Below are 26,556 nucleotides of genomic sequence, written 5' to 3'. Positions count from 1 at the left end.
CGTAATATTGTAATGAAGAAAATTCCAAGTAAAAAAATAACTCCAACTCCTCCTAAATTTAATATGATGTGGCTTTACATCGCCATGATATTAGGTTTTATTGCGTTAAACTTTTTGTATAATAGCGAGAGTGCAGAGAAAACTACTTACGAGAACTTTGAGAAAAACATGCTCCTTACCGGAGATGTTGATGAATTAGTAGCATTTAATAAGGGTAGTATTGTCGAGGTAGAGGTCTATATCAAAAGTGATAAGCTGAAGAATGATCCCAAATATAAAGATTTGGTGCCCTCAGGGAATAGCTTAAGTTTCTCTGCAAACAAAGGCCCCCAATATGTATTTACAGAAGGATCTGCGGAGATATTAAACCAAAAACTGGTCGAATCCCAAAAGGATTTACCAGAAGGTACACCGAAATTGTCAGCTAAATGGGAAGAGCGTTCCAACGCTTGGGGAGGATTTTTTATCTCCTTTATCCTGCCATTGATCATCATTGTAGCATTATGGATGTTTCTTATGCGACGCATGGGCGGAGGTGGTGCCGGTGGTGGCGGACAGATATTCAACATCGGTAAATCAAAAGCACAGCTTTTTGATAAAGAATCACAAATCAATATTACCTTCAATGATGTTGCGGGCTTAGAAGAAGCCAAGACAGAGGTAATGGAGATTGTTGACTTCTTGAAAAATCCAAAGAAATATACGGACTTAGGAGGAAAGATTCCAAAAGGAGCTTTATTGGTAGGCCCTCCGGGAACAGGTAAGACCTTGTTAGCGAAAGCCGTTGCTGGTGAAGCACAGGTTCCTTTCTTCTCGTTGTCAGGTTCTGACTTTGTCGAGATGTTTGTAGGGGTAGGGGCTTCTCGTGTACGTGATTTGTTCAAACAGGCAAAAGAAAAAGCGCCTTGTATCATATTTATCGATGAGATTGATGCAATAGGTAGAGCACGTGGCAAAAACTCTGTAATGGGAGGGAATGATGAGCGTGAAAATACATTGAACCAGTTATTGGTAGAGATGGATGGATTTGGAACGAATGTAGGGGTTATCATCCTTGCAGCGACCAACCGTTTAGATGTATTGGACTCCGCTTTATTGAGACCAGGACGCTTTGATAGACAGATTTCCATTGATAAGCCCGATTTGATAGGTCGTGAGCAGATATTTAATGTACACCTTAAACCATTGAAGCTGGCAGAAGAAGTCGATGCAAAGAAATTATCTGCACAGACTCCAGGATTTGCCGGTGCCGAGATTGCAAACGTTTGTAATGAGGCCGCATTGATAGCTGCACGTAAGAATAAGCGTGCCATCGAAATGCAGGATTTCCAAGATGCGATCGATCGCGTAATCGGTGGATTGGAGAAAAAGAACAAGATCATCTCTCCAGAAGAAAAGAAAATTGTTGCCTACCATGAGGCAGGTCACGCTATAGCAGGATGGTTCTTAGAGCATGCCGATCCATTGGTCAAGGTTTCTATTGTACCACGTGGAGTAGCAGCTTTAGGTTATGCGCAATACCTACCCAAAGAGCAGTTCCTATATACGACAGAGCAATTGCTGGATAGTATGTGTATGACTATGGGAGGCCGTGTCGCTGAGGATATTACTTTTGGTCGTATCAGTACAGGAGCGCAGAATGATTTAGAGCGTATCACAAAATTGGCTTACGCGATGACAGCGGTTTATGGAATGAACCATAAAGTCGGAAACGTATCCTTTAGAGATAGTTCTGGCGAATCTCAGTTCCAGAAACCTTATTCGGATCAGACTGCAGAGTTGATTGATGAGGAAGTACGTGTATTGGTATCTGCTGTCTACGAACGCACCAGACAATTGTTGTTGGATAACCAAGAAGGATTAATCCGTATTGCTGAAAAGTTATTGGAAAAGGAAATTCTCTTCCAAGCGGATTTAGAGGAAATTTTGGGAAAACGCCCGTTCTCTAATCGTACAACCTATGACGAGTTTGTCAATGGTGGTGCTGATGGAGGAGGAGTTCCACAGACAGAATTGCCAATTCCACCGATACCAGAAGAAACTCAAAATTCTGAACCATCGGAAAAATTGAATGAAGATAATGTATAAAAAATAGAGGGCTAACCCCCTCTATTTTTATCTTTAACCTATCCATATCGTACTCATTACATCCTTACGAATGAATATTAGAAATACCACAGCAAAAGAAAAGATGCTCAAGAAGATACGACAAGCTCTTCTTCAGAAGCGTGATAACCCACATCCAGACTTTGAAGATTCCGCGTTGTATAAAGATGAGGAAGAATCGCTAGATGTTACTTTTGCCCGTGAGTTGACCGATATAGGCGGGAAATTTATTTATTGTGACGGTGAAATTTCAGTTATAGAAAATTTAATCGGCCTTGTCGAAGAGCTAGGGGTAACAAAGATATACGCTTGGGAACCATCCGTAAATGTATTACTGAAACACTATGGCTTCCCTTACCTCGCTACGGATAGGGATTTTGAACAGGCTGAAGTGGGGATTACTGCCTGTGAAGCATTGATTGCTAGAAATGGTAGTGTGATGATTTCTAATGCCAATGAAGGAGGGCGCCGTCTCAGTATTTATCCGCCGGTGCATATCGTATTGGCTAAGGCATCACAATTGGTAATGGATATACGTCATGCGATAACACAGCTAAAAGACCGTTATCCGACTTATCTGCCTTCGATGGTAACCACGATAACGGGACCAAGCCGAACCGCTGATATAGAAAAAAAGCTCGTGTTAGGAGCGCATGGTCCGAAAGAGCTCTACGTTTTTTTAATCGAAGATAGATTCTAAAACTAATGATTCAAGAATATATTTTAAATACACCGGTAGCGTCTGTTTTTTTTGCCATTACGATAGCGACTAGTATATACGCATTTTCTAATCCACAGTTATATGGTTCGATGATGCTACACCCTTATAGTATACACCGGGACAAGAGCAAGTGGTACACCGTATTCACCAGCGGAATCATTCATGCAGATTGGGGACATCTATTATTTAATATGATCACCTTCTACTACTTTGGTTTTGCATTGGAGCGTTTTTTTGTACAGGTAAGCGGTGATATTGGACATTTATATTTTGCCATTTTGTATTTAGTGAGCCTAGTACTGAGTGATATTCCTACTATCGTACAGCAGAAAAATAATCCTGGGTATTACAGTTTGGGTGCCTCTGGAGCAATATCAGCGGCCCTCTTTGGTTATATTCTTTTTCAGCCCAAGGCCATGCTTGGTATATTTATGATTATCCCTATGCCGGCCTATTTATTTGCAGTGCTTTATATCGGATATTGTATCTGGGCATCCAAGAACTCCAACGACCGGATCAACCATGATGCCCACCTGTTTGGAGCACTGTCTGGAATATTGATTACCATTCTATTCTATCCCTGGATTTTTAGACACTTTATCGATCAGTTTTAAACTACCCCAGCCAACTTTGTCTATCTAGGTTCCGAAATTGTATGGCTTCTGCTAGATGTTGGTTTAGGATGTGTTCTTCCTGTTCCATATCGGCTATCGTGCGCGCTACTTTGAGTATGCGGTCATAAGCTCTGGCTGATAGATTCAATCGTTCCATGGCGCTCTTAAGAAGCTTTTTGCCCGATTGGTCCAGCAGACATAGGTCTTGTACATACTTTGCGGACATCTGTGCATTACAGTGTACATCTTTTTCTTTTGCAAATCGCTGTTCTTGGATATGCCTAGCCTGTATTACCCGTTGTCGTATGGTATCGCTTTTCTCTGTGTCATGTCGTTCCGTCAATTCGTTAAACTCAACAGGAGTAACTTCTATGTGTAGGTCAATTCGATCCAGTAGCGGTCCCGAAATTTTGCTCAGGTAGCGCTGTACAACCAATGAACCGCAGAGGCAATCCTTTTCTGGGTGGTTGTAATAGCCACAGGGGCAAGGGTTCATGGCTGCCACAAGCATGAAGCTGGCGGGATAGTCTACTGTAAATCGAGCCCGGGATATCGTTATACTTCTCGATTCAAGCGGTTGGCGCATCACCTCAAGCACCGTCCGTTTGAATTCGGGTAACTCATCTAGGAAAAGCACCCCATTATGGGCTAGTGATATTTCTCCCGGTTGAGGACTGCTACCGCCTCCTACGAGTGCAATATCAGAGATTGTATGATGTGGAGCGCGAAAAGGCCGTGTGTTCATGAGCGATTCTTTTCGGGATAGATTGCCTGAGACCGAGTGTATCTTGGTCGTTTCTAATGCCTCTTCAAATGTTAAAGGCGGCAGTATACTGGGAAGTCGTTTGGCAAGCATTGTTTTGCCCGATCCGGGTGGGCCGATAAGGATAATGTTGTGTCCCCCTGCCGCTGCAATTTCCAGTGCACGTTTGATATTTTGCTGTCCCTTCACATCAGCAAAGTCCAGTTCATGATTGAAGGGGATCGTTGTAGTATCGCTATTTGTAGACCTCGAGGTCTGAACCAGTTCCGTTTTTTCATTAAAAAAGTCTACCACCTGTTGCAAGGAATCTATACCGAGTATCTTGATATCTCCAACCACAGCTGCCTCAGCAGCATTGGACTGCGGTAAGATGATTCCTTTGAATCCGTCTTTTCTAGCTTGAATGGCAATTGGCAAGAGGCCTTTTACAGGTTGCACGTTGCCATCTAATGATAGCTCACCCAGTATTAAATAGTCCGACAGCTGTGTTTCCAGAATCTGCCCAGATGCAGCTAGAATACCTATAGCTATTGCCAAGTCATATGCAGACCCTTCTTTCCTGATATCTGCGGGTGCCAAATTGACAACGATTTTCTGTCTTGGCATACGGTATCCAATTGACAATATGGCGCTTTCAATGCGTTGTAGACTTTCTTTGATGGCATTATCCGGAAGCCCTACGATATAATATTTTGTCCCTGTGGAAACATTTACTTCCACAGATATAGTCGTGGATTCTATACCGTAAACTGCACTGCTAAAGGTTTTTACGAGCATAATTTTTAGAATTGGTTATTCTAAAGATAGATAAAATATGTTAATGAGAGACGGTAGTTTGGACTTGTTTTTGCTGTTTTCTGATAAATATGGTATATTATAGGAAGAAAGATACATCAGAATTATTTATTTTAAACGATTTGGTCTTTTTATTGTTTAACTAATATAGTGTGGTATTCTTTTATGGAGATAACCATCCGTATTCCGTCCTGAGGGATTGGAGCATATAATGATAGTAGGAAATAAGGGTATTGGAGATACTCGTGTTTAAAACGAAACACAAACAACCACGAGTATCCATGTAATAAATAAAAACAAATTAAGTATATATGAAATATCCATGTAGCAGAATCTACACAGACACGAAGAAATGAAATTACTTCGTGATCTCGTTACACTCGGTTTGGATATTCCATATGGCAATTGAAAATCAAATTAAGTATATATGAAAGATAGCGGTAAAGTTGTAGCAGCATTACTTGCTGGATTAGCAGCAGGAGCAGTACTAGGAGTCTTATTTGCGCCCGAAAAAGGAACAGAGACGAGAGAGAAAATAAATGAGTCATTAGCGGATCTCGGAGATGCACTAAAAGAGCGCGCCGAAGAACAGCTTGATCAGCTTAATGATTTTAAAGAAAAAGTTTTAGCGATGGTCAAATCGAAGGTTTCAAATGCAGAGACATTCGTTGATGAGGAAATAGAAGAACATGCATAATTTGGATTAAATGATAATCCAAAACTTAATATTTACAATAGTTTATGGGGTGCAGTGTCTACCGACGCTGTACTTCATAGGCATTTAAATAAAACACAATCCAATGAGTGATCAAAAATTTTCATTTTCTGGGAGTTTTCAAAAGGCTAAAGAATATATCGATACACAGGTAGAGCTGCTGAAGTTAAAAACTATAGCCAGGATGGGACGCGTTATCGGAACACTTGTCCTTGACGCAACCAAACTGCTTCTTACTTTAATCGTTGTTTTTTTTCTATCACTAGCACTTGGTTTTTTTCTTGGAGAGCTTTTGGGTAGTAATGCACTGGGGTTTTTGCTCACAGGGGCTATTTTCTTTGTTATACTTCTTATTATTAGGGCTTTTGAACCGAAGTTGGAAGCCAAGTTTATGGATTTAACCATTCGCCGGGTTTTGGGTAAATGGCAAGAAGACGAGGAGTTTTTTGAAGAAACTCAGCAAAGTAAGGACACTTATGAAGGAGCCAATACTTTTGAGGGACAGAATACACAATCGGACAATAAAACGACATAAGAAGATGCAATGTCCGTGATTGCAAAACAGAAACATGCATGACCGCGAAGTAGCATGCACACCATTTGCAACGAGGCGTGTATCATATAATCTGGACATTCCATCCCGAGAATCGGAACAAGTTAATGGCGATTAAAAGACAAACCGATCTGCCAGCTGGTGGATCATCGAAGACAATAATATGCAGGTGAAATCAAAAATTAAAAATATAGGAGACCTTCGGTTAGAGATTGTCCGTTTGAATCAACTCAAAAGGGAACAGGAAGAGTACTTGGGCGACCAGTATCAGCTTCTTAAGCATAAAGTCGAAGCACCGGCCCGATTTATAAATAGTATTACTTCAAGTATCCCGGGGGTTGATTTTGTAAAGGGTATTTTCTCTGCCTTCGGCAGTGGAGGGGGAGCTAAGGTAGAAGGGGCCGCTAATCAAAGTGATTGGTTGGCACGTGCACTACAGCTCGGACTGCCTTTGGTGCTGAATAGAACCTTTCTTAAGAACTCTGGATGGCTTAAAAAAGCAATCGTACTACTTGCCTCAGATAGTGCTGTAGCACAGGTTACACAGGGTAAAGTCAGTTCACTGATGGCTAAGCTTACCAAATTCGTTAGACCAAAGAAATCCAAAAAGAAGCATAAAGAAGTTGCTCCGTTGGAAGATATTGAAAATAACGATACGGTGAATTTCGGGATTCCACCAGATAGCGAAACCTATTAACAGTGTTTCGCTATAAAATCTGCATAAGCTAGACGGATACCTTCTTCTAGATCGATACTATGTTTCCATCCTAAAGCATGTAATTTGCTGACATCCATTAGTTTTCGCGGGGTGCCGTCCGGCTTGTTACTGTCAAAATTTAACGCACCCTCGTAACCAATAATTGTTTTTATCAATAGAGCGAGATCCTTGATACTAATGTCTTCTCCTACACCGATGTTAATGAATTGTTCCTCATCGTAGTTATTCATCAAAAAGACACAGGCTTCTGCCAAATCTGTTGAAAATAAAAACTCACGTAAAGGAGAACCCGTTCCCCATATAGTTACTTCAGGGACTTTATTAACCTTGGCCTCATGAAATCTACGGATCAAGGCAGGGAGCACGTGTGAATTTTCCGGATGGTAATTGTCATTATAACCATATAGATTGGTCGGCATGACCGAGATAAAATTGTCACCATATTGACTTCTATAGGCCTCACACATTTTTATACCTGCAATTTTTGCTATGGCATAAGGTTCATTAGTAGGTTCTAATGTGCCAGTCAATAGATAGTCTTCTTTGAGAGGTTGTGGCGCAAGCTTAGGGTATATACAGGAAGAACCTAAAAACAATAATTTCTTGACCTGCTGAACATGTGCTTGATGGATGACATTACTTTGAATAGCAATATTTTCATAGATAAAATCTGCTCTGTACGTGTTGTTCGCTATGATACCACCTACCTTTGCCGCAGCCAAAAAAACATATTCCGGTTTCTCGGCTTCAAAAAAGGCTGCTACATCGTGTTGATTACGAAGATCCAGTTCTTTAGATGTTCGTGTCACAATATTGGTGTATCCTTCTTGTTTTAATTTCTCATATATCGCAGATCCAACCATACCTCTATGGCCGGCTACGTAGATTTTAGCTTCTTTTTCCACGTCCAAAGTATTGAATTAGTGCAAACCTACATAAATTCAAAATTGTACGCAATATAATAGTGTTTAATAAAGATATCCACGTTGCAGCGTTGTCATAGCGATGAGTAAATGTAATTAGTTCATGAACTGACCTCGTTATTTACAGGCGAAATTGAATTTTGTAACGCCTCACATCCAATTATATTTTTATAGAGAAATGTCCATGATTGCAAGACACAAACACGAATGAAAATAATTCCGAAGGTTTCATCGAAGATAATCTGGACATTTCATTCCGATATATCGGAACAAGTTAATGACAATTAAAAAACAAACCGAGTGAAGCGAGCTCATTTATACAATTGAAAACCAACACTTTTATAAATAATTATATACATATGAAAATATAAGATTATTTTTGCGACTTAATATTTGTTATGGGTAAGGATAAATTGAGAAAATTCGCTGAGGTTGCGACTTTTAAAAACGTAGTACAGTTGGACGCTGGCAAGGAGTATAAAGGGAAATGGTCTACCAAATTTTTTGGTAATGACAAACCATTAATACTTGAACTGGCCTGTGGAAAAGGAGAATATACGGTGAATTTAGCGAAGTTCTTTCCTGAGACTAACTTTATTGGAATAGATTATAAAGGAAACCGCATTTGGAGAGGGGCGAAGACCGCATTGGAAGAAGGGATAGAGAATGTAGGATTTCTACGTATACAGATTGAAACCATTTTGGAATTCTTTGAAGCTGATGAAGTTTCAGAGATTTGGATCACTTTTCCCGATCCGCAACCACAAGATAGCCGGGAGAAGAAGCGCTTGACCAATCCTGTGTTTTTAGAACGGTATAAGATTATCTTGAAGGAAGATGGGCTTATGCATCTAAAAACAGATAGCGACTTCTTTTATGGTTATACTAGAGAGCAGATTGCTTTACAAAATCTTCCTGTAATCAAAGAAACAACGGACCTGTATAAGTCTGACCTGGTTGATGAGGTTCTTTCTATAAAAACATACTATGAAAGAAAGTATTTGGCGGTCGATAAGAGCATCAATTACGTAGAATGGAAGTTCTAAATAATAAAAGCCTTAGGATTTCCTAAGGCTTTTATTATCTATATTTTTGGAGCAAAATTCTTGTGTTTGCGCTTAGATATCTTCTCTATGTTTACAGGTTGCGGGATTTTTACATAGTATCCCGTTCCATCATACTCTCTTTTATTAGGGCTTTCCATACAGGCTTCTGAACAGCAGCCATCTAGTTTCTCACCACAGGCATCACATTGTGTGAAGTGCTCATTACAGGTTGGGTTGGCACAGTTGATCATCTTTGGTGTAGTCGTCCCACAGTTTTTGCAGGTAGAGATGACCACAGGATTAGTTGAGTTCACTTCAACGGTAACCCGGTTGTCAAAGACATAACACTTTCCTTCAAAGTCCTTTCCGCCGGCTTCTTTTCCATACTTTATGATACCGCCATGCAATTGATATACATCTTCAAAACCTTCCTTTAATAGTAGGGCAGATGCTTTTTCGCATTTTATACCACCTGTACAATAGGTTAGGATTTTCTTGCCTTTATATTGTTCAAGCTCTTTTATTTTCTCTGGAAACTCCCGGAAATTTTCAATGTCCAAAGTGATGGCATTTTTGAATTTCCCTACATTATGCTCATAGTTTGAACGCACGTCAAGAACAACGACATCCTCGCGGTCCTTCATCTCCATAAAGTCTTGTGGTTCCAAATGAATTCCTGTCTGTTGGTTTGGATCTATTTCTTTGGGGTCACGTAATCCCGAATGGACAATCTCTGGTTTGTAGCGACAGTGCATTTTGATAAATGATGGTTCATCGACATCATCTATTTTAAACTCTGTATGATTGAATCTTCCATCCGCATATATGGCATCCATATAGGCTTTACAAGCCTCAGGAGAGCCTGATACGGTGCCATTGAGACCTTCATCCGCAACAATGATACGACCTACTAGATGGAGTGATTTACAAAATTCGAGGTGATCTGAAGCAAATTGCTCCGCATTTTCGATAGGGCTGTAACAGTAGTACAGCAATGTTTGATATTTTGTCATATGTGCATTGATACCGCTGCAAACGGCGTTTAATGTTTGAATTAATTATGCAAAGTTAACTAAATCGGAGAAACCAAAAAATGATGCTCGTCACTTTTTAACGAGAGGGTGCAACAAGTATTCTAAACCATTGACTTTAATTTCATACAATGTAGCCAATAAAATGCCCATTCTTCCAGCAGGGAAGCCCTTTTGTCGATACCAGGCAAGATACGGCTCGGGTAGTTTATATAAGGTCCAACCCTGATATTTTCCATACGGCATTTTACTGTTCGCCAGCTCGATGAGCAACTCTGGGTTCAAACCGTTATTCTCTTGTTTTGCCATGTTTCATTCTGTATTTGATCAATCGTAATGCAATCACCCCATGGTTGAACCAATTCGCAAATATCCCATAGTGTTTTTTAAATATTGCATAACGCTCTTTTAGACTTTGACGGTGTCGTTTTTGGGACATACCTCCTACGAGATATTTAGCCACATACTGATGTACGTTTTGCGTAGATTTCGCCTTTTTAGCCGCACGGATTACCCAATCGATATCAGCACTCAACTGATAGTTTAGATCATAAGGCGTTGTTAGCTCCCTTTTGATGTAGATTGCCTGATGACAGATATTCATTCCATAGCGAAATGATTTCCAGTTAAACTGCTCTGGTGCTTTATGCCTCCGGTCCGCGACAATATTACGTTGCTCATCTACGAGTTTGGTCTCTCCGTAGATAATATCAGCGCCATTACCTTTTTCGACAATACATTGGATGGTATCCGGAGCATAGAGCTCGTCGCCCGAATTCAAAAACAGTACATAATCTCCCGTTGCGAGTGCCAATCCTTTATTCATAGCATCGTAGATACCCTTGTCTTTCTCCGAGATGACACGGGTGATACGGTCCTCGTAGCGGCGTATTACCTCTAGTGTACCATCAGTAGAGGCACCGTCTACAATGATATATTCGATATTTGGATACGATTGCTGGAGTACAGAAGAAATGGTGTAGGCAATGTCCCTGACATTATTGTATACAATCGTGATTATGGATATTTTGACAGTGTTCACAGTTTCTTTTATCGTTTATTCCAGTGTTTGCGCAGGTAGCGAACCACACGTTTTGCAAAAGATCCCTTACGGGTCTTGTAAAAGTACTTAATAGCTTCGTAAGCTTCCTGGTGTTCCTTTATTTCTTTTGGAAATTGAGTTACTTTTTGACTTGCCAATGTTACCCTATAGGCCAGATCTTCATCCGAATGTGTGCCAGAACCATCTGTTCCGATATTTTGAATCATTGACGTTCTCGGATAGAGGGCCAGGCCATTTTGTTTGAAAATAGACAAATACCAGCGGATGGCCCAGGAATTAATCTTTCCAGCTTTAAACTGCTTTACCTGTTTCCAAAAGTTTTCACTATGGTCGATACTAAAGCGTTTGATATCGGCTTTAGAGAAATCAGCAGTCAATTTTTCAATATCTGCTTCAAAGTGCTTCCATGCCCGATCCCAGGTGGCCCAGCCCCAGCTATTTGCAACCCGGAAAAAGAAACTCTCCGGTAGTTGCTCTGCATGGTTTACAGGATACATGTAACCACTGATTTCCATCACCTGCTCATCTTCTTCGTAGCAGGTAAGCGCATCGTTGAAATATTGCAAGCCAAATTCCGAAATCTCCAGGTCATCTTCCAATACAATAGCTCTGCCATGTTTTGAAATTACTTCTGTTACTCCCTTTATGATATTCGCTGCAAGTCCTAGATTTTTGGACCTTTCGATAATATGTATACTTTTAAAATTCCAAGGTTCTCGTATGAGCGCACGTACCGTATTGACATGCTCGATTTCCTCTCCGTTTTTTGCCCCGTCTGAATAGATATAGATATCCGATTCAGAAGCACCAATGCTTTTCTCCAAGGCTTCTAACGTCTTTTTCGTATGTTTAGGTCTATTATAGACAAATAATATAATGGGCGCTAATATATCCATATGCTACAGAATTGCTTGTTGAGTTCTTTTATTAAAGCTTCGTGTTTGTATTACCTTAGGAGTCAAGCAAAAAATCCGCCAAGCTATATTAAGATAGGAACCTCCATCATAAAAATTTAGTTTTCCCAAAGCAATAGTCCCCTTTTTAAGGGCTGCACCAAATGACTTGGCAAATGCTGTCATCCAGTTATAATTGATGTTGCAATACTCCGTAAGATGGTAGACAAATTCACCTTTGTAATGTGCTTCTCTTTTCAGCGGGCGATTCTGGCGATCATGATATGCAAAGGCGTCTTTTATGAAAGCAATTTTCAAATGATGAAACCCAATCCGGTTAGCATAGTCCTTATCTTCACCGTAATGAAAGAAAATAGGCGAAAATCCCCCAATGTTCTTTAATACTTGATTCGGTAGCAACCAAAAAGCAGCATTAATAAATGGGGCCACACCATAGTTATCTTTTTCTGTCGCATTTTTAATGTATTCAGCAAAACCTTTATCCAAGTTACGCTCGGTCCCATCTAAATGCATGGGAGAGATTATACCAAATTCAGGTTGATAGTTAGTAATTAGTTTTTCCAAGCAATCGCTAGCGATCCAGGCATCCTGATTGACTAGAAACGCAAAATCGTAACCCTCTTCCAGTGCTATATTCAGTCCCACATTATTAGCCCGTCCAAAACCTAAGTTAGACGAGTTGGCAATCACACGTAAGGAAGGGTAACGCTGGTTTATGGACTGTATCGTTGTGTCTTGAGAGTTATTGTCTAAAATAAGAATATCGTTAGGGTACGTCGAGTTGAGGAGGCTCTGAATACACTTATCCAGCCAGGGTTCAAAATTGTAGGTTACGATGATGGTGAGGACTTTTTTCATGCAGTCTTTTTGCGTTTGATATTTTTAACGTATTCTAACACCTCGTCCAGTATCGCAGGCAAAAATAGTTTGTTTAATGCTATGTATGAAAATCCCATCGTCAAAACTGCTATAACAAAGCGGAGATAAATATTGGTAGTCAGAGAAAATGTAAAATAGGCTACCAAAGCTGCTAAAGCGGCTAATATAGCGTACGAAAATATATCACGAAACATATTTTTTAAAGAATATTTGACATATGGTTTAGCGATGGTGAACCAGACAAAAATCCAAGAAAACTGAAGTAGTACTGTGAGCTGTATCATAAATAGGATACTATAGCTATGTGCAACTAATAGAATAAGAAGCTGTAAAATGCCGAAAGAAAGAATACTGAACATATACAAGTTAGACTTTCCCTTGCTTAATATAAAGTTTGCAAACACGTTTGACACCACTAAAAAAGCCCCTCCTATGCATAAGGGTTGGAGGTAAGCAGCGCTATCTGACCATTTAGTGGTTAATGCAATCAGGATAAATTCATTGGATACCAGTGCCAGGCCAAATAAAGAAGGAAAAGCAATAAAGGAGGTGAAAGCTAATATTTTTCGAAAAACACGCAATTGCCGATCTTGATCTGCTTGTATTTTTTGGAGGACAGGCTGGGTCACATTATTTACCATGTTCGTGATCACAGACTGGCCCATCAGATTCCATTTTATAGCTTGGTTGACATTTCCCACGTCCTCAGGTTTATAGAATTTTCCCAATATTAAAGAGTACACATTGTTGTTGAGATGGATGAATACATTGGTGATGAATATTTTGCTACTGAATCCAATAATCTCACGGATGGGTTTTAAATCAATATTAAATGATGGCCTGAACTTTGAAAAATAAAAGAATAAGGCGGAAGTCGTCGCCGCGTAGAGGATAGTCTGTATAGCGATGCCCCAATAAGAAAAACCTAGATAAGCAAGAATAACCCCTACAATATTGGAGAAAACAATTGCAGTCAACATTGCGATAGCCCTCTCCTTAACCATTAGGTTGCGGAATAGGTATGCGTTGTGGGCAATACCAAAGCTCCCTGTCCAAAATCCCAAAAAGACTAACCTCGATAAGGGCGTAAGTTCGGGGATATTATAGTAGGATGCTATCAAGGGAGCCGATAAAAATAGTAGTATATACAAGATGCTACCGACACTGATGCTACACCAAAAAACGGCATTATAGTCTCGATGGGTTACTGTCGATTTATTGGCGATTCCGTTGACAAAACCACTCTCTTGAAAGGCTGACGCAATAAGAGAGAATATGGTCACCATAGCAATCATCCCATAATCCGATGGAGTCAGCATACGCGCCAATGCGATTCCGAAAAGGGCACCAAGGATCTGTTGCAGACCGTTTGAAAGTCCGCTCCAGACAAGTCCTTTCGTCGTCTTGCTCTTTAGTGAGCTATTTGCACTCTCATCCTGAGTACTCATTAATGATAATAATGTCTAATTTTAAATTACTTTAATACTATTTGCAAAATCTTTTAATGATCTGTCATTTGGAGCAAGGTCCGTAATAAGGTAAGTAACTTCTTTAAGTGGCACTACTCTCATCTTTTGATTGGAATTAAGCTTTTCCGCGATACTGAGGATAGCTAGACTTTTAGAGCATTTGATCATCGCTCGTTTGATCTGTACCACTTCCCAGTCCGAATCTGTGATTCCTTCCTCAAGAGAAAGACTATTTGTTCCCAATAGACAAAGGTCAACTCGGATGTCAGCCAGCTCATTCACGACTTGAGATCCTGTTACAATATTTGTATTACGGGACAATTTTCCACCTAATAAAAAAACATCGATATTATCTTTTTCAGCAAGTTCAAGAGCTACTAGCGGACTTATTGTAAAGAAGGTACATTGGAGATCATTGGGCACGAGACGGGCCAATTCAATCATAGTCGTACCACCACCAATCAATACACTCATGCCATTTGCAATCAAAGAAAGCGCTTTGCTGGCGATTTCTTTTTTACCTTCTTTGGCATACACATTTCCCTCCTGAAAAGGGAATTGAAAGGATTTAGATAGTGCACCGCCGTAGACTTTGATAACCTGTCCATTCTCGGCAAGCTCATTCAAGTCACGACGAATGGTATCTTCTGATACATTCAGTTGTATACTAAGGTCTGATGATAATACTTTGTTGTGAAGGTTTATTTGATGGACAATATAAGCCTGTCTTTCTTCTTTTAACATAATTTTAGCGAATTATATAAGGTTGCTTGTTTATTGCTCGGGGCTATCCGTTGGAGGGATGTTTTTAGTGACTCCTGCTTTAAACCTGGGTTTAAATCCCGTTGGCTTATTGCTGACCTCCGTCGTGTTTTCGACCGGTTCAGCAGGGACTTCTGCAGTTTTCTCTTCCGCTTCTATAGGTGCTGTGGAGGCTGTTTTAGTGACTCCTGCTTTAAACCTGGGTTTAAATCCCGTTGGCTTATTGCTGACCTCCGTCGTGTTTTCGGCCGGTTCAGCAGGGACTTCTGCAGTTTTCTCTTCCGCTTCTATAGGTGCTGTGGAGGCTGTTTTAGTGACTCCTGCTTTAAACCTGGGTTTAAATCCCGTTGGCTTATTGCTGACCTCCGTCGTATTTTCGACCGGTTCAGCAGGAGCTTCTGTAGTTTTCTCTTCCGCTTCTACAGGTGCTGTAGCGGCTGTTTTAGTGACTCCTGCTTTAAACCTGGGTTTAAAACCCACTGGCTTATTGCTGACCTCTGTCGTGTTTTCGACCGGTTCAGCAGGAGCTTCTGCAGTTTTCTCTTCCGCTTCTACAGGTGCCGTAGCGGCTGTTTTAGTTACGCCTGCTTTAAACCTGGGCTTGAATCCTGCTGGCTTATTGCTTACTTCCGTCGTGTTTTCGACCGGTTCAGCAGGAGCTTCTGCAATTTTCTCTTCCGCTTCTACAGGTGCCGTAGTGGCTGTTTTGGTTACGCCTGCTTTAAACCTGGGTTTAAAACCCGCTGGCTTATTGCTTACCTCAGTCGTATTCTCGACCGGTTCAGCAGGAGCTTCTGCAGTTTTCTCTTCCGCTTCTACAGGTGCCGTAGCGGCTGTTTTGGTCACTCCTGGCTTAAACCTAGGCTTGAATCCTGTAGGAGCAGCTACTTGTTGTGTTTCTTCGTCTTGTTCTTGGCTTGATGTTGCTACAGGTTTCGGAATAGACCTAGGCTTGAAACCCGCAGGGGCAGAGGTTTTACTCGTCGATTCGACTGATTTGGAGGTCGTTTCTTCTCGGCTAGGCGTTGAGTTAGCGACTATCTCCTCGGTTAATAAATAGCTCTTTCTAAGCTTGTTGAACCAGAATTTCTTAGAGTGATCAAAACTTTTCTCACCCATTGAATTATAGTGTACCCTAAATTCATTATACAGCTCTTCGTTTGCAGATTTCAATGCAAAAAGATCTATTTTCTTTTTTATAAAAAATTCTTCAAAACTGAGCATACTCAAACTTAAATAAAATGCTTTGCATTCGCACAATGTATCCTCTAAAAAATGCTATAACGTTATATCTGACGTGTAGCCAAGGACGAAAGTACTATTTCTAGGTAATTAAAAACCTTCATACATTAAAGTATGAAGGTTCTGTGATACAATTATTTTTAGGGTATCTTATTATTCCATGTTGTGGTATACCGCCTGTACGTCGTCATCCTCTTCAATCTTATCGATGAGTTTTAAGACATCTGCCGCTTGTTCCTCGGTCAATGCCGTATGTGACAGAGCGATACGCTCAAGCTTTGCTGACGTTGTTTCAATACCTTTCTCTTCCAAAAGACGTTGCATGTTACCGAAGTCTTCGAAAGAAGTCTGTACTACAACAGTATCATTGCCTTCTTCGTCTGCCTCTACATAAAGCTCTTCCAGTCCGCCATCAATCAGTTCAAGTTCCAATTCCTCTACATCGAGTTCTTCAGTAGCTGGAAAACGAAAAATAGATTTACGTTGGAATATAAAATCCAGGGAACCAGTCTTGCCTAGTGAGCCACCTGATTTTGTAAAGTAGCTACGGATATTAGCAACTGTTCTATTCGTGTTGTCTGTTGCAGTCTCAATCAATACGGGCACACCGTGCGGACCATAACCTTCGTACACATATTCTTCATAGCCTTTCGAGTCTTTTTCCGAAGCTCTCTTAATAGCTGCTTCCACACGGTCTTTGGGCATGTTTACAGCCTTCGCGTTTTGAATAGCAGTACGTAGGCGAGAGTTGTTTTCAGGGTGAGGGCCTCCTTCTTTTACAGAAATTGCGATTTCTTTCCCTAAGCGTGTAAATTGGACAGCCATTTTGGCCCAACGCTTAAATTTTCTTTCTTTTCTAAATTCAAAAGCTCTACCCATTTTTATTTGTTTGTTTTAAGATTTTCGATCATGTCCTTGGTCATGGCTTCCAGGTCATATGCTATTTCCCAGTTCCAATCTTTACGGGCATATTCATCGTCAATACTTTGCGGCCAAGAGTCGGCAATAGCTTGGCGAGGATCTCCCGAGCTGTAGGACATCCCAAAATTAGGAAGAATTTTTTTAATTTCTTGTGCGATCATCTCCGGAGTAAAAGAAACACCCGCAAGATTATAGCTGGAACGTATGGTTAGATTCTCCGATGGAGCATCCATCAATTGAATTGTCGCGCGAACAGCATCATCCATATACATCATTGGCAACGCCGTTTGTGCAGAAAGGAAACTCTCATAGTTCCCTTTGGCCAATGCTTCAAAAAAGATGTGTACAGCATAGTCTGTTGTTCCTCCTCCCGGAGCAGTTTTCCAGGATATTATTCCTGGGTAACGGATACTACGGATATCCAAACCGTATTTTTCATGGTAGTACTCGCAAAGGCGCTCTCCAGCTAATTTGCTAATGCCATAGATACTATTTGGGTCCATCACACAGTACTGAGGAGTATCTACTTTCGGAGAATTTGGACCAAATACGGCGATCGAACTTGGCCAAAATATTTTCTTTATTCCACCCAGCTCTACAGCGAGATCCAATACATTCAGTAGTCCGTTCATATTTAAATCCCAGGCCTTCTGCGGATATTGCTCTCCTGTAGCAGACAACATTGCTGCCAATAGATATACCTGAGTAGGTTTATGCTTTTCAAAAAGTGATTTTAAGGCACCTTTATCCAGTACATTGATAATTTCAAAGTTTTGAGTAGCAACCGTAGTTTGAGGCTCTCTAATATCTGTCGTGATAACATTTTCTGCACCAAACTTGGTTCTTAAAGCATCGGCTAGTTCTGTGCCAATCTGACCGTTGGAACCTAAGATTATAATAGTTTCTTTCATTAAATAAATATTTACGAGAAGATAGCTTTTAGCAGTTCTATCGAACTCGGTTTCTCTTGTTAAAGTAATATGGAGATACGTGTTGTTTTACCTTTTTATATTTCAAAACCAACCATTTATTCTCCTGTTGCAAAGATAGGTGTTTTATCGCGTTTTTCTTAATTGTGATGTGATTTATGGACTAGGATAAAAGCTCCCTTAAAGATCTCTCTGGAGCCATTTTCCCGATAGATTTCCATCCAGTAGATGTAGTGTCCTGAGGGTGATTTTTGCTTCTTTTCATCCTTACAATCCCAGGTGATTTTTCCCTCAGAACCCCCACTTTCCTGTCGAATCAATCGGTTGACTAATCTTCCGGTTTCGGCATAAATATTTAGGTTGAATAGATAGTCCGAATCGTTCAATATATAGTTTATTTCGAGTTCGTCTTCGAAGCCATCACCGTCTGGTGAAACTGTTTTTGCCGTCAAAAATATTTCATTTTTTTTATAGAGATTGTCCGTAGCGATGGAGTTGCGATAACCAGGCGTGGATCCACCTACGAGTGTGGCCGCAGATTTAAAGTTGTCCAGTTGATTACTATCCTCTTCATAGGATTGCCGTTCCAAGGAAATACCCTTGGGATTATTGATCCATGGCGCATGCATTGTCGCATTGTAATACAAGGAATCAACCAGTTCATCTGGCGAGAACAGTGTGACGACTCCTTGTTGGTTTGGATAGGAGGGGATGCTTTTCATCTCATGGATACGTTCGGTCATTGCGTTCGCATGCGTGTTGATGATTTTATCTCGCTCTGCTGTGAGCACCAAAAAATCCTGAGCAGGTAGAAGTAATATCTCTTGCGATATGGTGTGATTTCCTAATTTCCAGCCCTGAAGATTTATGGGGAGAGAGGTTCTGTTATATAACTCGACAAAATCACTGCCTTCTTTTTGCGGATTAAACAAAACTTCATTGATGACCACATCATTATAGTGAACTTTTGGCTGATTGAAGATCAAATAATCTGGGATTTGAAGTCTTAGGCCACATATATCCAGTTCTTTTGTGGTCAGTGCATACGCTTCCTGGGGCTTCAGCTCATTATCAAGACCGAGGATAAGCTGTTCAGCTTCTTCGTCCCAAGTAACCGCTGTTGGAATAATATTGCCGGGATTAATACGGAAATGTTCGCGTTCAAAATGAGGCAGAAAGGTCCGATCCGTATTAAAGCGGATATGAACGCCTTTGTCTGCAGTCTCTACAGTTGTGATCGCGACTTTGGGTATAAAAGTCCTATCCGCTATTGAGTTTGGGCCTCCGGGGGTTCCTCCACGACGTGCAATCGATGAAGACCAGTTTGCCGCAATATTGCATTTCCAATTGGGATTAATCCGTTCTAGGCTCCAACCACCTGCTTTTTGAACGCTCCCTTGGTGCCAGCTGTCTTTGTAGGAAAGCTCATCCAATACGGTATCCTCTCGATAGAGCCCTACTGTTGCACCCGAATTGTTAAGGCTGGGCCAGTTGCCGAAAGAGATGACATTACCATAATTGGACAACAGTTCTTCACCTTCTGTTGTACACAGAATAACGAACTGTTGAGGAGCAAGGAAATATGATGGAAGTTGTAAGCTTTTTTTGTTAATGTCTAGACGAATTGATGAGAGGTCTACAACCGAAGCGGAGGTGTTCAGAAGTTCAATATACTCGAAGGCGGGGAGCTGACCATTCTTAGGATTAGCCATTATCTCATTGATCAAAATATCCTGACCATACCCACATGTTACAGACGTGAGCCAAATACAGAGTGTATAGAGTTTGGTTTTCATCCCAGTTATAATTGGTTTTTTCACGAAAGTATAACTTCGTTAACTTAGGCAATATAAAGAATATATTTTGCCCAAATTAGGTTTTCGTATAGCAAATATTCGGCGTAGGTCCTCTTTTTATTGATAAATTAATAATTTATACGGTTCGAATGGTGGTTTTATCTTAATATTTGCCGAGTTAAAATGATAAAAATGTAATTTTTTGTATTAAATACTCCTGTTTATTTATTATGTTTGGCATCGTGAAGTTAGAAATAGAATTCACACTATATACTAAACAGTAAATCATATAACAATGAAAGTAGCAGTAGTTGGCGCAACAGGTCTTGTTGGGTCAGAAATTTTGACGGTACTAGCGGAAAGAAACTTCCCCGTAACAGAATTGATTCCTGTAGCCTCTGAAAGAAGTAAGGGCAAGGAAATTGAATTCAAGGGTAAGAAGTTCAAGACGGTAACACCAGATGAAGCTATTGCAATGCAACCTGATGTAGCCTTATTCTCGGCAGGAGGTAGCGTATCTACAGAGTATGCTCCTTTGTTTGCAGCAGCAGGAATTACAGTGGTCGATAATTCATCTGCTTGGCGGATGGATCCCTCTAAAAAACTTGTCGTACCCGAAGTAAACGGCGATGTAGTGACTGCCGCAGATAAAATTATTGCAAATCCAAACTGTTCGACCATTCAGATGGTGGTTGTCTTAAAGCCATTGCACGAGAAATATAAAATCAAACGTGTTGTTGTATCGACTTATCAATCGGTTACAGGTACGGGAGTAAAAGCCGTACAGCAATTAAATGATGAACGTGCAGGTGTAGAGGGTGAAAAGGCTTATCCTTACCAAATCGATTTGAATGTTATTCCGCATATTGATGTATTCCAAGAAAATGGCTATACTAAGGAAGAGATGAAGATGATTCAGGAGACCAATAAAATCATGCAGGATGATTCCATTAAAGTAACCGCTACTACAGTGCGTATCCCTGTAATGGGAGGACACTCGGAGTCGGTCAATGTGGAATTCGAAAATGATTTTGATGTACAGGAGTTACGTGCGGCATTAGCAGCACAGGAGGGTGTAATCGTTGTGGATGATCCAAGCAACCTGGCTTACCCAATGCCTAAGGATGCACATGGAAAAGACGAAGTATTTGTAGGGCGTATACGCAGAGACGAATCTCAGGCCAATACGGTGAACCTATGGATTGTAGCTGATAACTTGAGAAAAGGTGCGGCGACTAATGCTGTTCAGGTTGCTGAGCTATTGAATAAAAAAGGCTTGATATAAAATAACGAACTAACCGTAATCATATATATACCAAAAAACGTCCTTCTTCGAGGGCGTTTTTTTATGCAGTTAATGGGCGGATATAGAGCGCATAGTCTTTTCAAAAGCCTTTCCGTTAATCTTTGGTATAAAATGAGGCCGGTTGGAATATCTACTAATCTGAGTTCGATTAATGCAGAAGCTTTACATCTTATAAAAAGTCGCCAATGTTGCATCAGTCCACATAGGCGCGCACTCGACCTTGATGCCTGCTTGCGCAGTAGCGGATTGGCAATAGCACTAGGGTGTACTTCCGTTTTGCCAATACGGTACAGCGACGAGTTTAGCTTCGCTGAGCTCCACTTCGTTTCGGTTTTTGTATGCTTTTTTGGGGAAAACGACGAAGTCCTCATCCATTCCTTTGAAAGTAAAAAATCTTTGGATAAAAAGTATGAGCCCCTCCGGCTTGATTATCAATGATGAAATGCTATTGATAATCAGTGTAGTAATCTTCGAACTCAGGTTATTAGCAAAGCAACCTTATTTACAGAAAAAAGGCGGATACTGTAATAGTGCCCGCCTTTTAAAGAATATTGTAATGTTAACTATCTAACTTGCGTGAATACCCAAGTGTCGTCAAATTTTGTAGCACTGTTCATACCGGTTGTTAGGTAACCTTTTCCACCGATAGAAAATGAAACTGCACCTTCTCTTGCGTTCTGAGGCAATGCTTGGTGTTTGCTTTCCCATTTGTTAGCCGCAACGTCATATTTCCAAACGTTACCCAATACAGAACCTTTTTTACCGCCTACTACATAACCGAAGTTACCAATAGCAAATGTTGAAGCAGATTGACGAGTTAGGTCATAGGTATTAGATGCGTCTTTCAACGGTGCTAACTTGTTCCATGCTGTGGCACCATTGCCACCATCAAAAGAATAGAAATCTTCTGGAAATTGGTTGTTGTCTGTACCACCACCGATATACGCTTTGCCATTTACCACAAATGCAAAAGCATTTACACGTTTGTTTTCTAAAGGAGACTCAATAGAAGTCCACGTGTTTGTTTTTGGATCGTATTTGTAGAAATCCTTTAAAGTTTTCTGTGTTTTTGTAGCACCAGTACCTACATAACCGATACCATTCAATGTAAATGCAACAGCTCCGTAGCGTGCTTCTCCAGGGAAGTCTGCAATTTTTGTCCACTCGTTAGTTGCAGGATCATATTGCCAAAAGTCATTAAGTACATCTGTACCATTGAAACCTGTTCCCATATAACCTTTACCATCGATGCTAAAACCAACTGCACCATTACGAGCTTCACCACCAAATTCTTTGATACGTGACCATAAGTTATTCTTGAAAGTCCAAGCATCCTTAGTTCTTTCATTTGTTGTTAAGATACCAGTAGCCAAATATCCCACTTCGCCAATTTGGAAAGATGCAGCAGAAGATCTTGGATCTCCGTCAAAAGCTGAAGCTTTTACCCATTCTGTTGGGCCAGTATCCTCATTGTCATTATCTTTGCTTTTTTTACAAGAGTTGAAAACAGTTAATGAAAAAACACAGGCTACAACTACAAAAAGCCAATTTTTCTTATTCATACGATTATTTGAATTTAGTATATACAATGTTTAATTTAATTTTCGGTTTGCCATTTTCTGTCGCAATAATAGTATTATTTACGGTTCCAAACAAGGATGGGGAAGCAGTAGATAATAATAAAGAAGTTCCGCGATATTCCGATTGGTTGACGTTTTTAGTATAATCTATTAGGTTAAAGACGTAACGGCCATTTATACCTACATCATTACCCGGAATAAAGGTTGCTTGCTGAATCGCGGTTGAGAATGGTGCGCGTACATAAGAAATCGGAACCCCGTTACTGTTTGCTATAAGAAGCATCAGTGCATTAGGAACCGGGTACGAACCAAAATTATGACCAGCCGTTTCTACAATCAACTCCACCTTATTTATCGCTAGATTTTCTTCATGCATAAAATCATTTAACGAAGGGATGTTGATTTTCGCTACAAGTCCAGTTCCAGCGTGAAGTAATACTTCGCCATTCGTTGCCGAACTTTTTAGCTCTCTGTTGACTGAGTTGATGCTTGCATAAGGCGTGCCTGTACGGTCATATTCAATATTGTTGTACTGGTAAGCCTTTGAGCTCGAAGTGATCACTTTAGCCCCCTTTTTCATAAAACCATCTGCTCCCATGTACGAATAGTTGATATTCACATGTAAGGTGTCATTCAATCCTAATATGGCCGTATTTTGGTTTCCAGGAACTAATACAAGACCTTTAAGGTATTGCTGAAAGGACTGATTCGTAGTGACGTTATAATCGTTGGCTTTGACCATATCATAAATCTCTTGACCAAAAGCTTGATCCAGTTTAATACTGATACTATCTATCGAACGTATTTTAGGTAGAAATGATTGGTCTCCAAGAGGCGTTGCATCATAATTGAATTTCTGATCATTAAAAATAGTAGGACCAGTGACATATATTGGTGTATTGTATTGGTCTATACTATTTGTGATGTCTTTCAGAACAATCTCTTCCGTGACACGGTGTACCGATATGGTCTGCGTCTTAGTCGTATCACCATAATAATACTTGTTGATACTAGGTCTTACCACTAGATTTACCGAGTCAAATACCGCATTCGCAGGAATGTCATTTGTCAATGTTTGTAATTGTACTCTGAAATAAGACGAAGAAGTGACCGATCCATTTTCTGGCTGGGTCGATTTACCAACTAATAAAGATCCCGTAGCAGAAGAAGGAAGATTGAGCAATTGATAGGTCGATGTATTGATTGTCATCGAATCAAGAACGACGACACCTAAGTTATCATTGGAATTTTCCAAAGAAACACTCATATCTTTATCACAGCTATAAAAGGAAACTGTCGCAGCAAATAAGGATAAAAAGAAAAGGTATCTAAAACGTAATAATTGCCTCATATATATTAGTTGACATGCAAATGTAAGTAATACGTATTGTTAATATGTGTTATAATTTGTTAAATATGACCCTAAACAATTCGTCGTGCAAATCTAAGAATTTAAATTTGTTTTAATCATGTTAAAAAAGTATAAAATATTGGTAGTTATGATTGTTCTATCCCTTGTCGGGATCGGAGGAATCGTAGGTGTTTGGCTTTATGGTGGGTATGTCAATAAGCGGGAGATTTTAGTCACTGAGGTCGAGAGAAGTCTGTTTAATGCAATACAGACCTATTACGATGACCACCAAAACATGATAAACGATAAGCGAGATCAAGGGATCTCAAAGGAAGGTGCTGTGTTTGTAGCGCGGATCAAGTCCTTGTATAGCAACATCGATGAAGAGAAAATACAGACGCTGTGGGATAGTCTTGCTCAGGAGCGTATGCGTAGATATACTAAACGTAGAGAGGCAAAAAAGGAAGCAGGTGAACCTACCGCAATCATGCCTTCCTTTATGTTACAGAATATTACCTTCAATGATAATACCTTAGCAGAGATTAATAAACTGTTAGCCGAGAGCCTAGATGCCAAAGGTGTAGCTACACCTGTCCAAATAGCAATCAAGACACTGAAAGATGGGCGGCGAGGACAGGGAAAATATCGTGTTAAAGTTGAAGCCGATGGAACCATCTTAACCCGTCCTATATTGGTCAATCCTACAGAAGATGAGTATCTCATAGCGAGCTTTGAGCAACCGGTATTTTATCTTCTGGGTAAAATGGCGGTGCAGGTAATGGTATCTGTTCTCTTGATATTCGCATTGATCGGTGCTTTTATCTATCTGTTATGGACGATTAATCGACAGAATAAACTCGCTTTACTGCGCAAATCCTTTGTTAATAATATGACGCATGAACTAAAGACTCCTGTGGCGACGGTAATGGCCGCTGTAGAGTCGATCCAACGTTATGGAGCACGAGATGACAAGGAGAAAATGGAGCAATATCTGAGGATATCACACCGAGAGCTTGAGCACCTGGCAAATATGATAGAAAAGGTATTACAGCTTGATATCGACGAGGTGACTGGGGTTAATTTACGCAGAGATGAGGTAGACTTGGTCAGGCTATTGGAAGAAGGTGTCGAAATTGCGCAGTTAGGGGCAAAGAAAAATGTCAGTATCGATTTCATTGGTGAACTGCCCAAGCTGACTATTGTCGCAGATTCCGCTCACCTCAAGAACGTAATCAGTAATCTATTTGATAACGCCATTAAATACTCTGGCGATGCCGTAAAAATACAGGTTGGGCTGAAAGAAGAGAATGGAAATATCATATTATCTATTGCAGATAATGGATTAGGGATAGATCCTATTTATTTTAAAGATATATTTGAGGTTTTCTTTCGGGTGCCCAATGGCAATTTACATCCCGTAAAAGGGTTTGGTCTAGGGTTGGCCTATGTCAAACAGGTAATTAAACAGCATGGCGGTACGATAAAAGTAGACAGTATTTTAGAAAAAGGAACTGTATTCATTCTAACAATCCCAAAACAATGAACAAAGTAAAGATACTATACGTTGAGGACGAACAAAGTTTAGCATTGATAGTGGCTGATAGTTTGGAAGATCACGGTTTTGATGTCATACACCGCGAGAATGGACAAGAAGCGCTGAACTATTTTAAAAAGGAAAATGCGGATGTCATTGTACTGGATGTGATGATGCCATTGATGGATGGCTTCACCGCAGCCGCCGAAATCCGCAAAACCAATCCACATGTACCTATACTATTTCTCTCCGCGCTCACGCAGACGGAAGATGTCGTCAAAGGCTTTCATATGGGAGCAAATGACTATATCCGCAAGCCCTTTAAGATAGAGGAGTTGATTGTTCGTATCGAAGCACTTTCTAGGCGGGTCAAGAGGCCTGTGCATGCATCCTATGAAATAGGTGATTATGTGTTGGATACCAATAAAAACATGTTGACTCATGCGGCTGCAGAAGAGAAATTATCCTATCGTGAGGTCGAACTTATTCGACGTCTCTTTGAGAACAAAGATAATGTCGTTCCACGTGAAGATATCATCAAAGCCTATTGGGGAGATGATACCTATTTCACCGGACGTAGCCTCGATGTGTTTATCAGTAGGATACGTAAGTACTTCGCACAGGATGAACGGATCAAGATTACAAATGTCAGAGGCATTGGCTATATCATGAATATTGATTAACTTAATGCTGTCAATCAGTGGAATCTAGCTTTATGGTCAATACAAAGGCATGAAGAATGGTAATGAGATTCGAGATGTCTGCTGTAACGTTACTTTTTTGAAAAACTACAACCACTTGTTGAATAGTGCTGAAAGAGGGGGG

Annotated in this window: 25 protein-coding genes; 10 read left to right on the top strand and 15 right to left on the bottom strand. The window is 40.4% G+C overall.

What is annotated here, in order from left to right; genetic code table 11:
• Positions 1–12: 12 nt before the first annotated feature.
• From ftsH to JKG64_RS19275, 3 genes are all read left to right on the top strand, one after another.
• Positions 13–2,088: an ATP-dependent zinc metalloprotease FtsH gene (gene ftsH, locus JKG64_RS19285; RefSeq protein WP_210355904.1), complete on the top strand. Its 2,076-nt coding sequence runs from the start codon at positions 13–15 to the stop codon at positions 2,086–2,088.
• A 70-nt stretch (positions 2,089–2,158) separates the two neighbouring features.
• Complete coding sequence (locus tag JKG64_RS19280; RefSeq protein ID WP_210355903.1) at positions 2,159–2,806, top strand: LutC/YkgG family protein; 648 nt, start codon at positions 2,159–2,161, stop codon at positions 2,804–2,806.
• 5 nt (positions 2,807–2,811) lie between these two features.
• The gene (locus JKG64_RS19275; RefSeq protein WP_210355902.1) at positions 2,812–3,441 is read left to right on the top strand and encodes a rhomboid family intramembrane serine protease; all 630 of its coding nucleotides are present in this window, start codon (positions 2,812–2,814) and stop codon (positions 3,439–3,441) included.
• A gap of 1 nt (position 3,442) precedes the next feature.
• Here the strand turns inward: JKG64_RS19275 and JKG64_RS19270 are convergent, their stop codons facing one another.
• Complete coding sequence (locus tag JKG64_RS19270) at positions 3,443–4,981, bottom strand: YifB family Mg chelatase-like AAA ATPase (protein WP_210355901.1); 1,539 nt, start codon at positions 4,979–4,981, stop codon at positions 3,443–3,445.
• A 445-nt stretch (positions 4,982–5,426) separates the two neighbouring features.
• Between JKG64_RS19270 and JKG64_RS19265 the strand changes: the two genes are divergently transcribed.
• From JKG64_RS19265 to JKG64_RS19255, 3 genes are all read left to right on the top strand, one after another.
• Positions 5,427–5,696 carry a YtxH domain-containing protein gene (locus tag JKG64_RS19265; RefSeq protein WP_210355900.1) on the top strand — a complete coding sequence of 90 codons (270 nt, stop codon included), beginning with the start codon at positions 5,427–5,429 and terminating at the stop codon, positions 5,694–5,696.
• Between the two features lie 103 nt (positions 5,697–5,799).
• A complete protein-coding gene (locus JKG64_RS19260; protein ID WP_210355899.1) occupies positions 5,800–6,249 on the top strand; it encodes a phage holin family protein in 450 nt (149 codons plus the stop codon).
• 181 nt (positions 6,250–6,430) lie between these two features.
• Positions 6,431–6,964 (top strand): hypothetical protein, encoded by a 534-nt coding sequence (locus JKG64_RS19255; protein WP_210355898.1) that lies wholly within the window; start codon positions 6,431–6,433, stop codon positions 6,962–6,964.
• On the opposite strand, the gene fcl is transcribed toward JKG64_RS19255, so the two are convergent.
• Complete coding sequence (fcl, locus tag JKG64_RS19250; protein WP_210355897.1) at positions 6,961–7,890, bottom strand: GDP-L-fucose synthase; 930 nt, start codon at positions 7,888–7,890, stop codon at positions 6,961–6,963. The two genes, JKG64_RS19255 and fcl, sit on opposite strands and share 4 nt — an antisense overlap.
• 416 nt (positions 7,891–8,306) lie before the next feature.
• Here fcl and trmB point away from each other — a divergent pair, with 416 nt between their 5' ends.
• A complete protein-coding gene (gene trmB, locus JKG64_RS19245; protein ID WP_210355896.1) occupies positions 8,307–8,954 on the top strand; it encodes a tRNA (guanosine(46)-N7)-methyltransferase TrmB in 648 nt (215 codons plus the stop codon).
• 38 nt (positions 8,955–8,992) lie between these two features.
• On the opposite strand, the gene trhO is transcribed toward trmB, so the two are convergent.
• From trhO to JKG64_RS19190, 11 genes are all read right to left on the bottom strand, one after another.
• On the bottom strand, positions 8,993–9,967 hold the full coding sequence (gene trhO / locus JKG64_RS19240; protein WP_210355895.1) for an oxygen-dependent tRNA uridine(34) hydroxylase TrhO: 975 nt from the start codon (positions 9,965–9,967) through the stop codon (positions 8,993–8,995).
• Positions 9,968–10,057: 90 nt separating this feature from the next.
• Positions 10,058–10,294, bottom strand: a complete 237-nt coding sequence (locus JKG64_RS19235; RefSeq protein ID WP_210355894.1) for a DUF3820 family protein — start codon at positions 10,292–10,294, stop codon at positions 10,058–10,060.
• Positions 10,275–11,027, bottom strand: coding sequence for a glycosyltransferase family 2 protein (locus JKG64_RS19230; RefSeq protein WP_210355893.1), 753 nt, complete (start codon positions 11,025–11,027; stop codon positions 10,275–10,277). The genes JKG64_RS19235 and JKG64_RS19230 overlap by 20 nt, the downstream gene beginning before the upstream one ends.
• A gap of 8 nt (positions 11,028–11,035) precedes the next feature.
• Positions 11,036–11,944, bottom strand: coding sequence for a glycosyltransferase family protein (locus JKG64_RS19225; RefSeq protein ID WP_210355892.1), 909 nt, complete (start codon positions 11,942–11,944; stop codon positions 11,036–11,038).
• A gap of 3 nt (positions 11,945–11,947) precedes the next feature.
• Complete coding sequence (locus JKG64_RS19220; protein ID WP_210355891.1) at positions 11,948–12,820, bottom strand: glycosyltransferase family 2 protein; 873 nt, start codon at positions 12,818–12,820, stop codon at positions 11,948–11,950.
• On the bottom strand, positions 12,817–14,289 hold the full coding sequence (locus tag JKG64_RS19215; protein ID WP_210355890.1) for a lipopolysaccharide biosynthesis protein: 1,473 nt from the start codon (positions 14,287–14,289) through the stop codon (positions 12,817–12,819). Before JKG64_RS19215 ends, JKG64_RS19220 begins: the two co-directional genes overlap by 4 nt.
• Positions 14,290–14,310: 21 nt before the next feature.
• Positions 14,311–15,054 carry a DeoR/GlpR family DNA-binding transcription regulator gene (locus JKG64_RS19210; protein WP_210355889.1) on the bottom strand — a complete coding sequence of 248 codons (744 nt, stop codon included), beginning with the start codon at positions 15,052–15,054 and terminating at the stop codon, positions 14,311–14,313.
• Positions 15,055–15,084: 30 nt separating this feature from the next.
• Positions 15,085–16,296 carry a hypothetical protein gene (locus JKG64_RS19205; RefSeq protein ID WP_210355888.1) on the bottom strand — a complete coding sequence of 404 codons (1,212 nt, stop codon included), beginning with the start codon at positions 16,294–16,296 and terminating at the stop codon, positions 15,085–15,087.
• Positions 16,297–16,467: 171 nt separating this feature from the next.
• Positions 16,468–17,193 (bottom strand): YebC/PmpR family DNA-binding transcriptional regulator, encoded by a 726-nt coding sequence (locus JKG64_RS19200; protein ID WP_210355887.1) that lies wholly within the window; start codon positions 17,191–17,193, stop codon positions 16,468–16,470.
• A gap of 2 nt (positions 17,194–17,195) precedes the next feature.
• Positions 17,196–18,146 (bottom strand): NAD-dependent epimerase/dehydratase family protein, encoded by a 951-nt coding sequence (locus JKG64_RS19195; protein ID WP_210355886.1) that lies wholly within the window; start codon positions 18,144–18,146, stop codon positions 17,196–17,198.
• A gap of 158 nt (positions 18,147–18,304) precedes the next feature.
• Positions 18,305–19,960, bottom strand: coding sequence for a lamin tail domain-containing protein (locus tag JKG64_RS19190; RefSeq protein WP_210355885.1), 1,656 nt, complete (start codon positions 19,958–19,960; stop codon positions 18,305–18,307).
• 295 nt (positions 19,961–20,255) lie between these two features.
• Here JKG64_RS19190 and JKG64_RS19185 point away from each other — a divergent pair, with 295 nt between their 5' ends.
• Positions 20,256–21,245 carry an aspartate-semialdehyde dehydrogenase gene (locus JKG64_RS19185; protein ID WP_210355884.1) on the top strand — a complete coding sequence of 330 codons (990 nt, stop codon included), beginning with the start codon at positions 20,256–20,258 and terminating at the stop codon, positions 21,243–21,245.
• A gap of 584 nt (positions 21,246–21,829) precedes the next feature.
• Here JKG64_RS19185 and JKG64_RS19180 read toward each other — a convergent pair.
• Positions 21,830–22,828, bottom strand: a complete 999-nt coding sequence (locus JKG64_RS19180; protein WP_210355883.1) for a Kelch repeat-containing protein — start codon at positions 22,826–22,828, stop codon at positions 21,830–21,832.
• A 4-nt stretch (positions 22,829–22,832) separates the two neighbouring features.
• A complete protein-coding gene (locus JKG64_RS19175; RefSeq protein WP_210355882.1) occupies positions 22,833–24,197 on the bottom strand; it encodes a DUF4270 family protein in 1,365 nt (454 codons plus the stop codon).
• 148 nt (positions 24,198–24,345) lie between these two features.
• On the opposite strand from JKG64_RS19175, the gene JKG64_RS19170 reads away from it, so the two are divergent.
• Complete coding sequence (locus tag JKG64_RS19170) at positions 24,346–25,740, top strand: sensor histidine kinase (protein WP_210355881.1); 1,395 nt, start codon at positions 24,346–24,348, stop codon at positions 25,738–25,740.
• Positions 25,737–26,414: a response regulator transcription factor gene (locus JKG64_RS19165; RefSeq protein WP_210355880.1), complete on the top strand. Its 678-nt coding sequence runs from the start codon at positions 25,737–25,739 to the stop codon at positions 26,412–26,414. The genes JKG64_RS19170 and JKG64_RS19165 overlap by 4 nt, the downstream gene beginning before the upstream one ends.
• Positions 26,415–26,556 lie beyond the last annotated feature (142 nt).

The sequence above is a fragment of the Sphingobacterium tabacisoli genome (assembly GCF_017908035.1).
Classification (GTDB): domain Bacteria; phylum Bacteroidota; class Bacteroidia; order Sphingobacteriales; family Sphingobacteriaceae; genus Sphingobacterium; species Sphingobacterium tabacisoli.
Note: the sequence above shows the minus strand (reverse complement) of the source record. Positions and strands in the feature narration are given on the sequence as shown.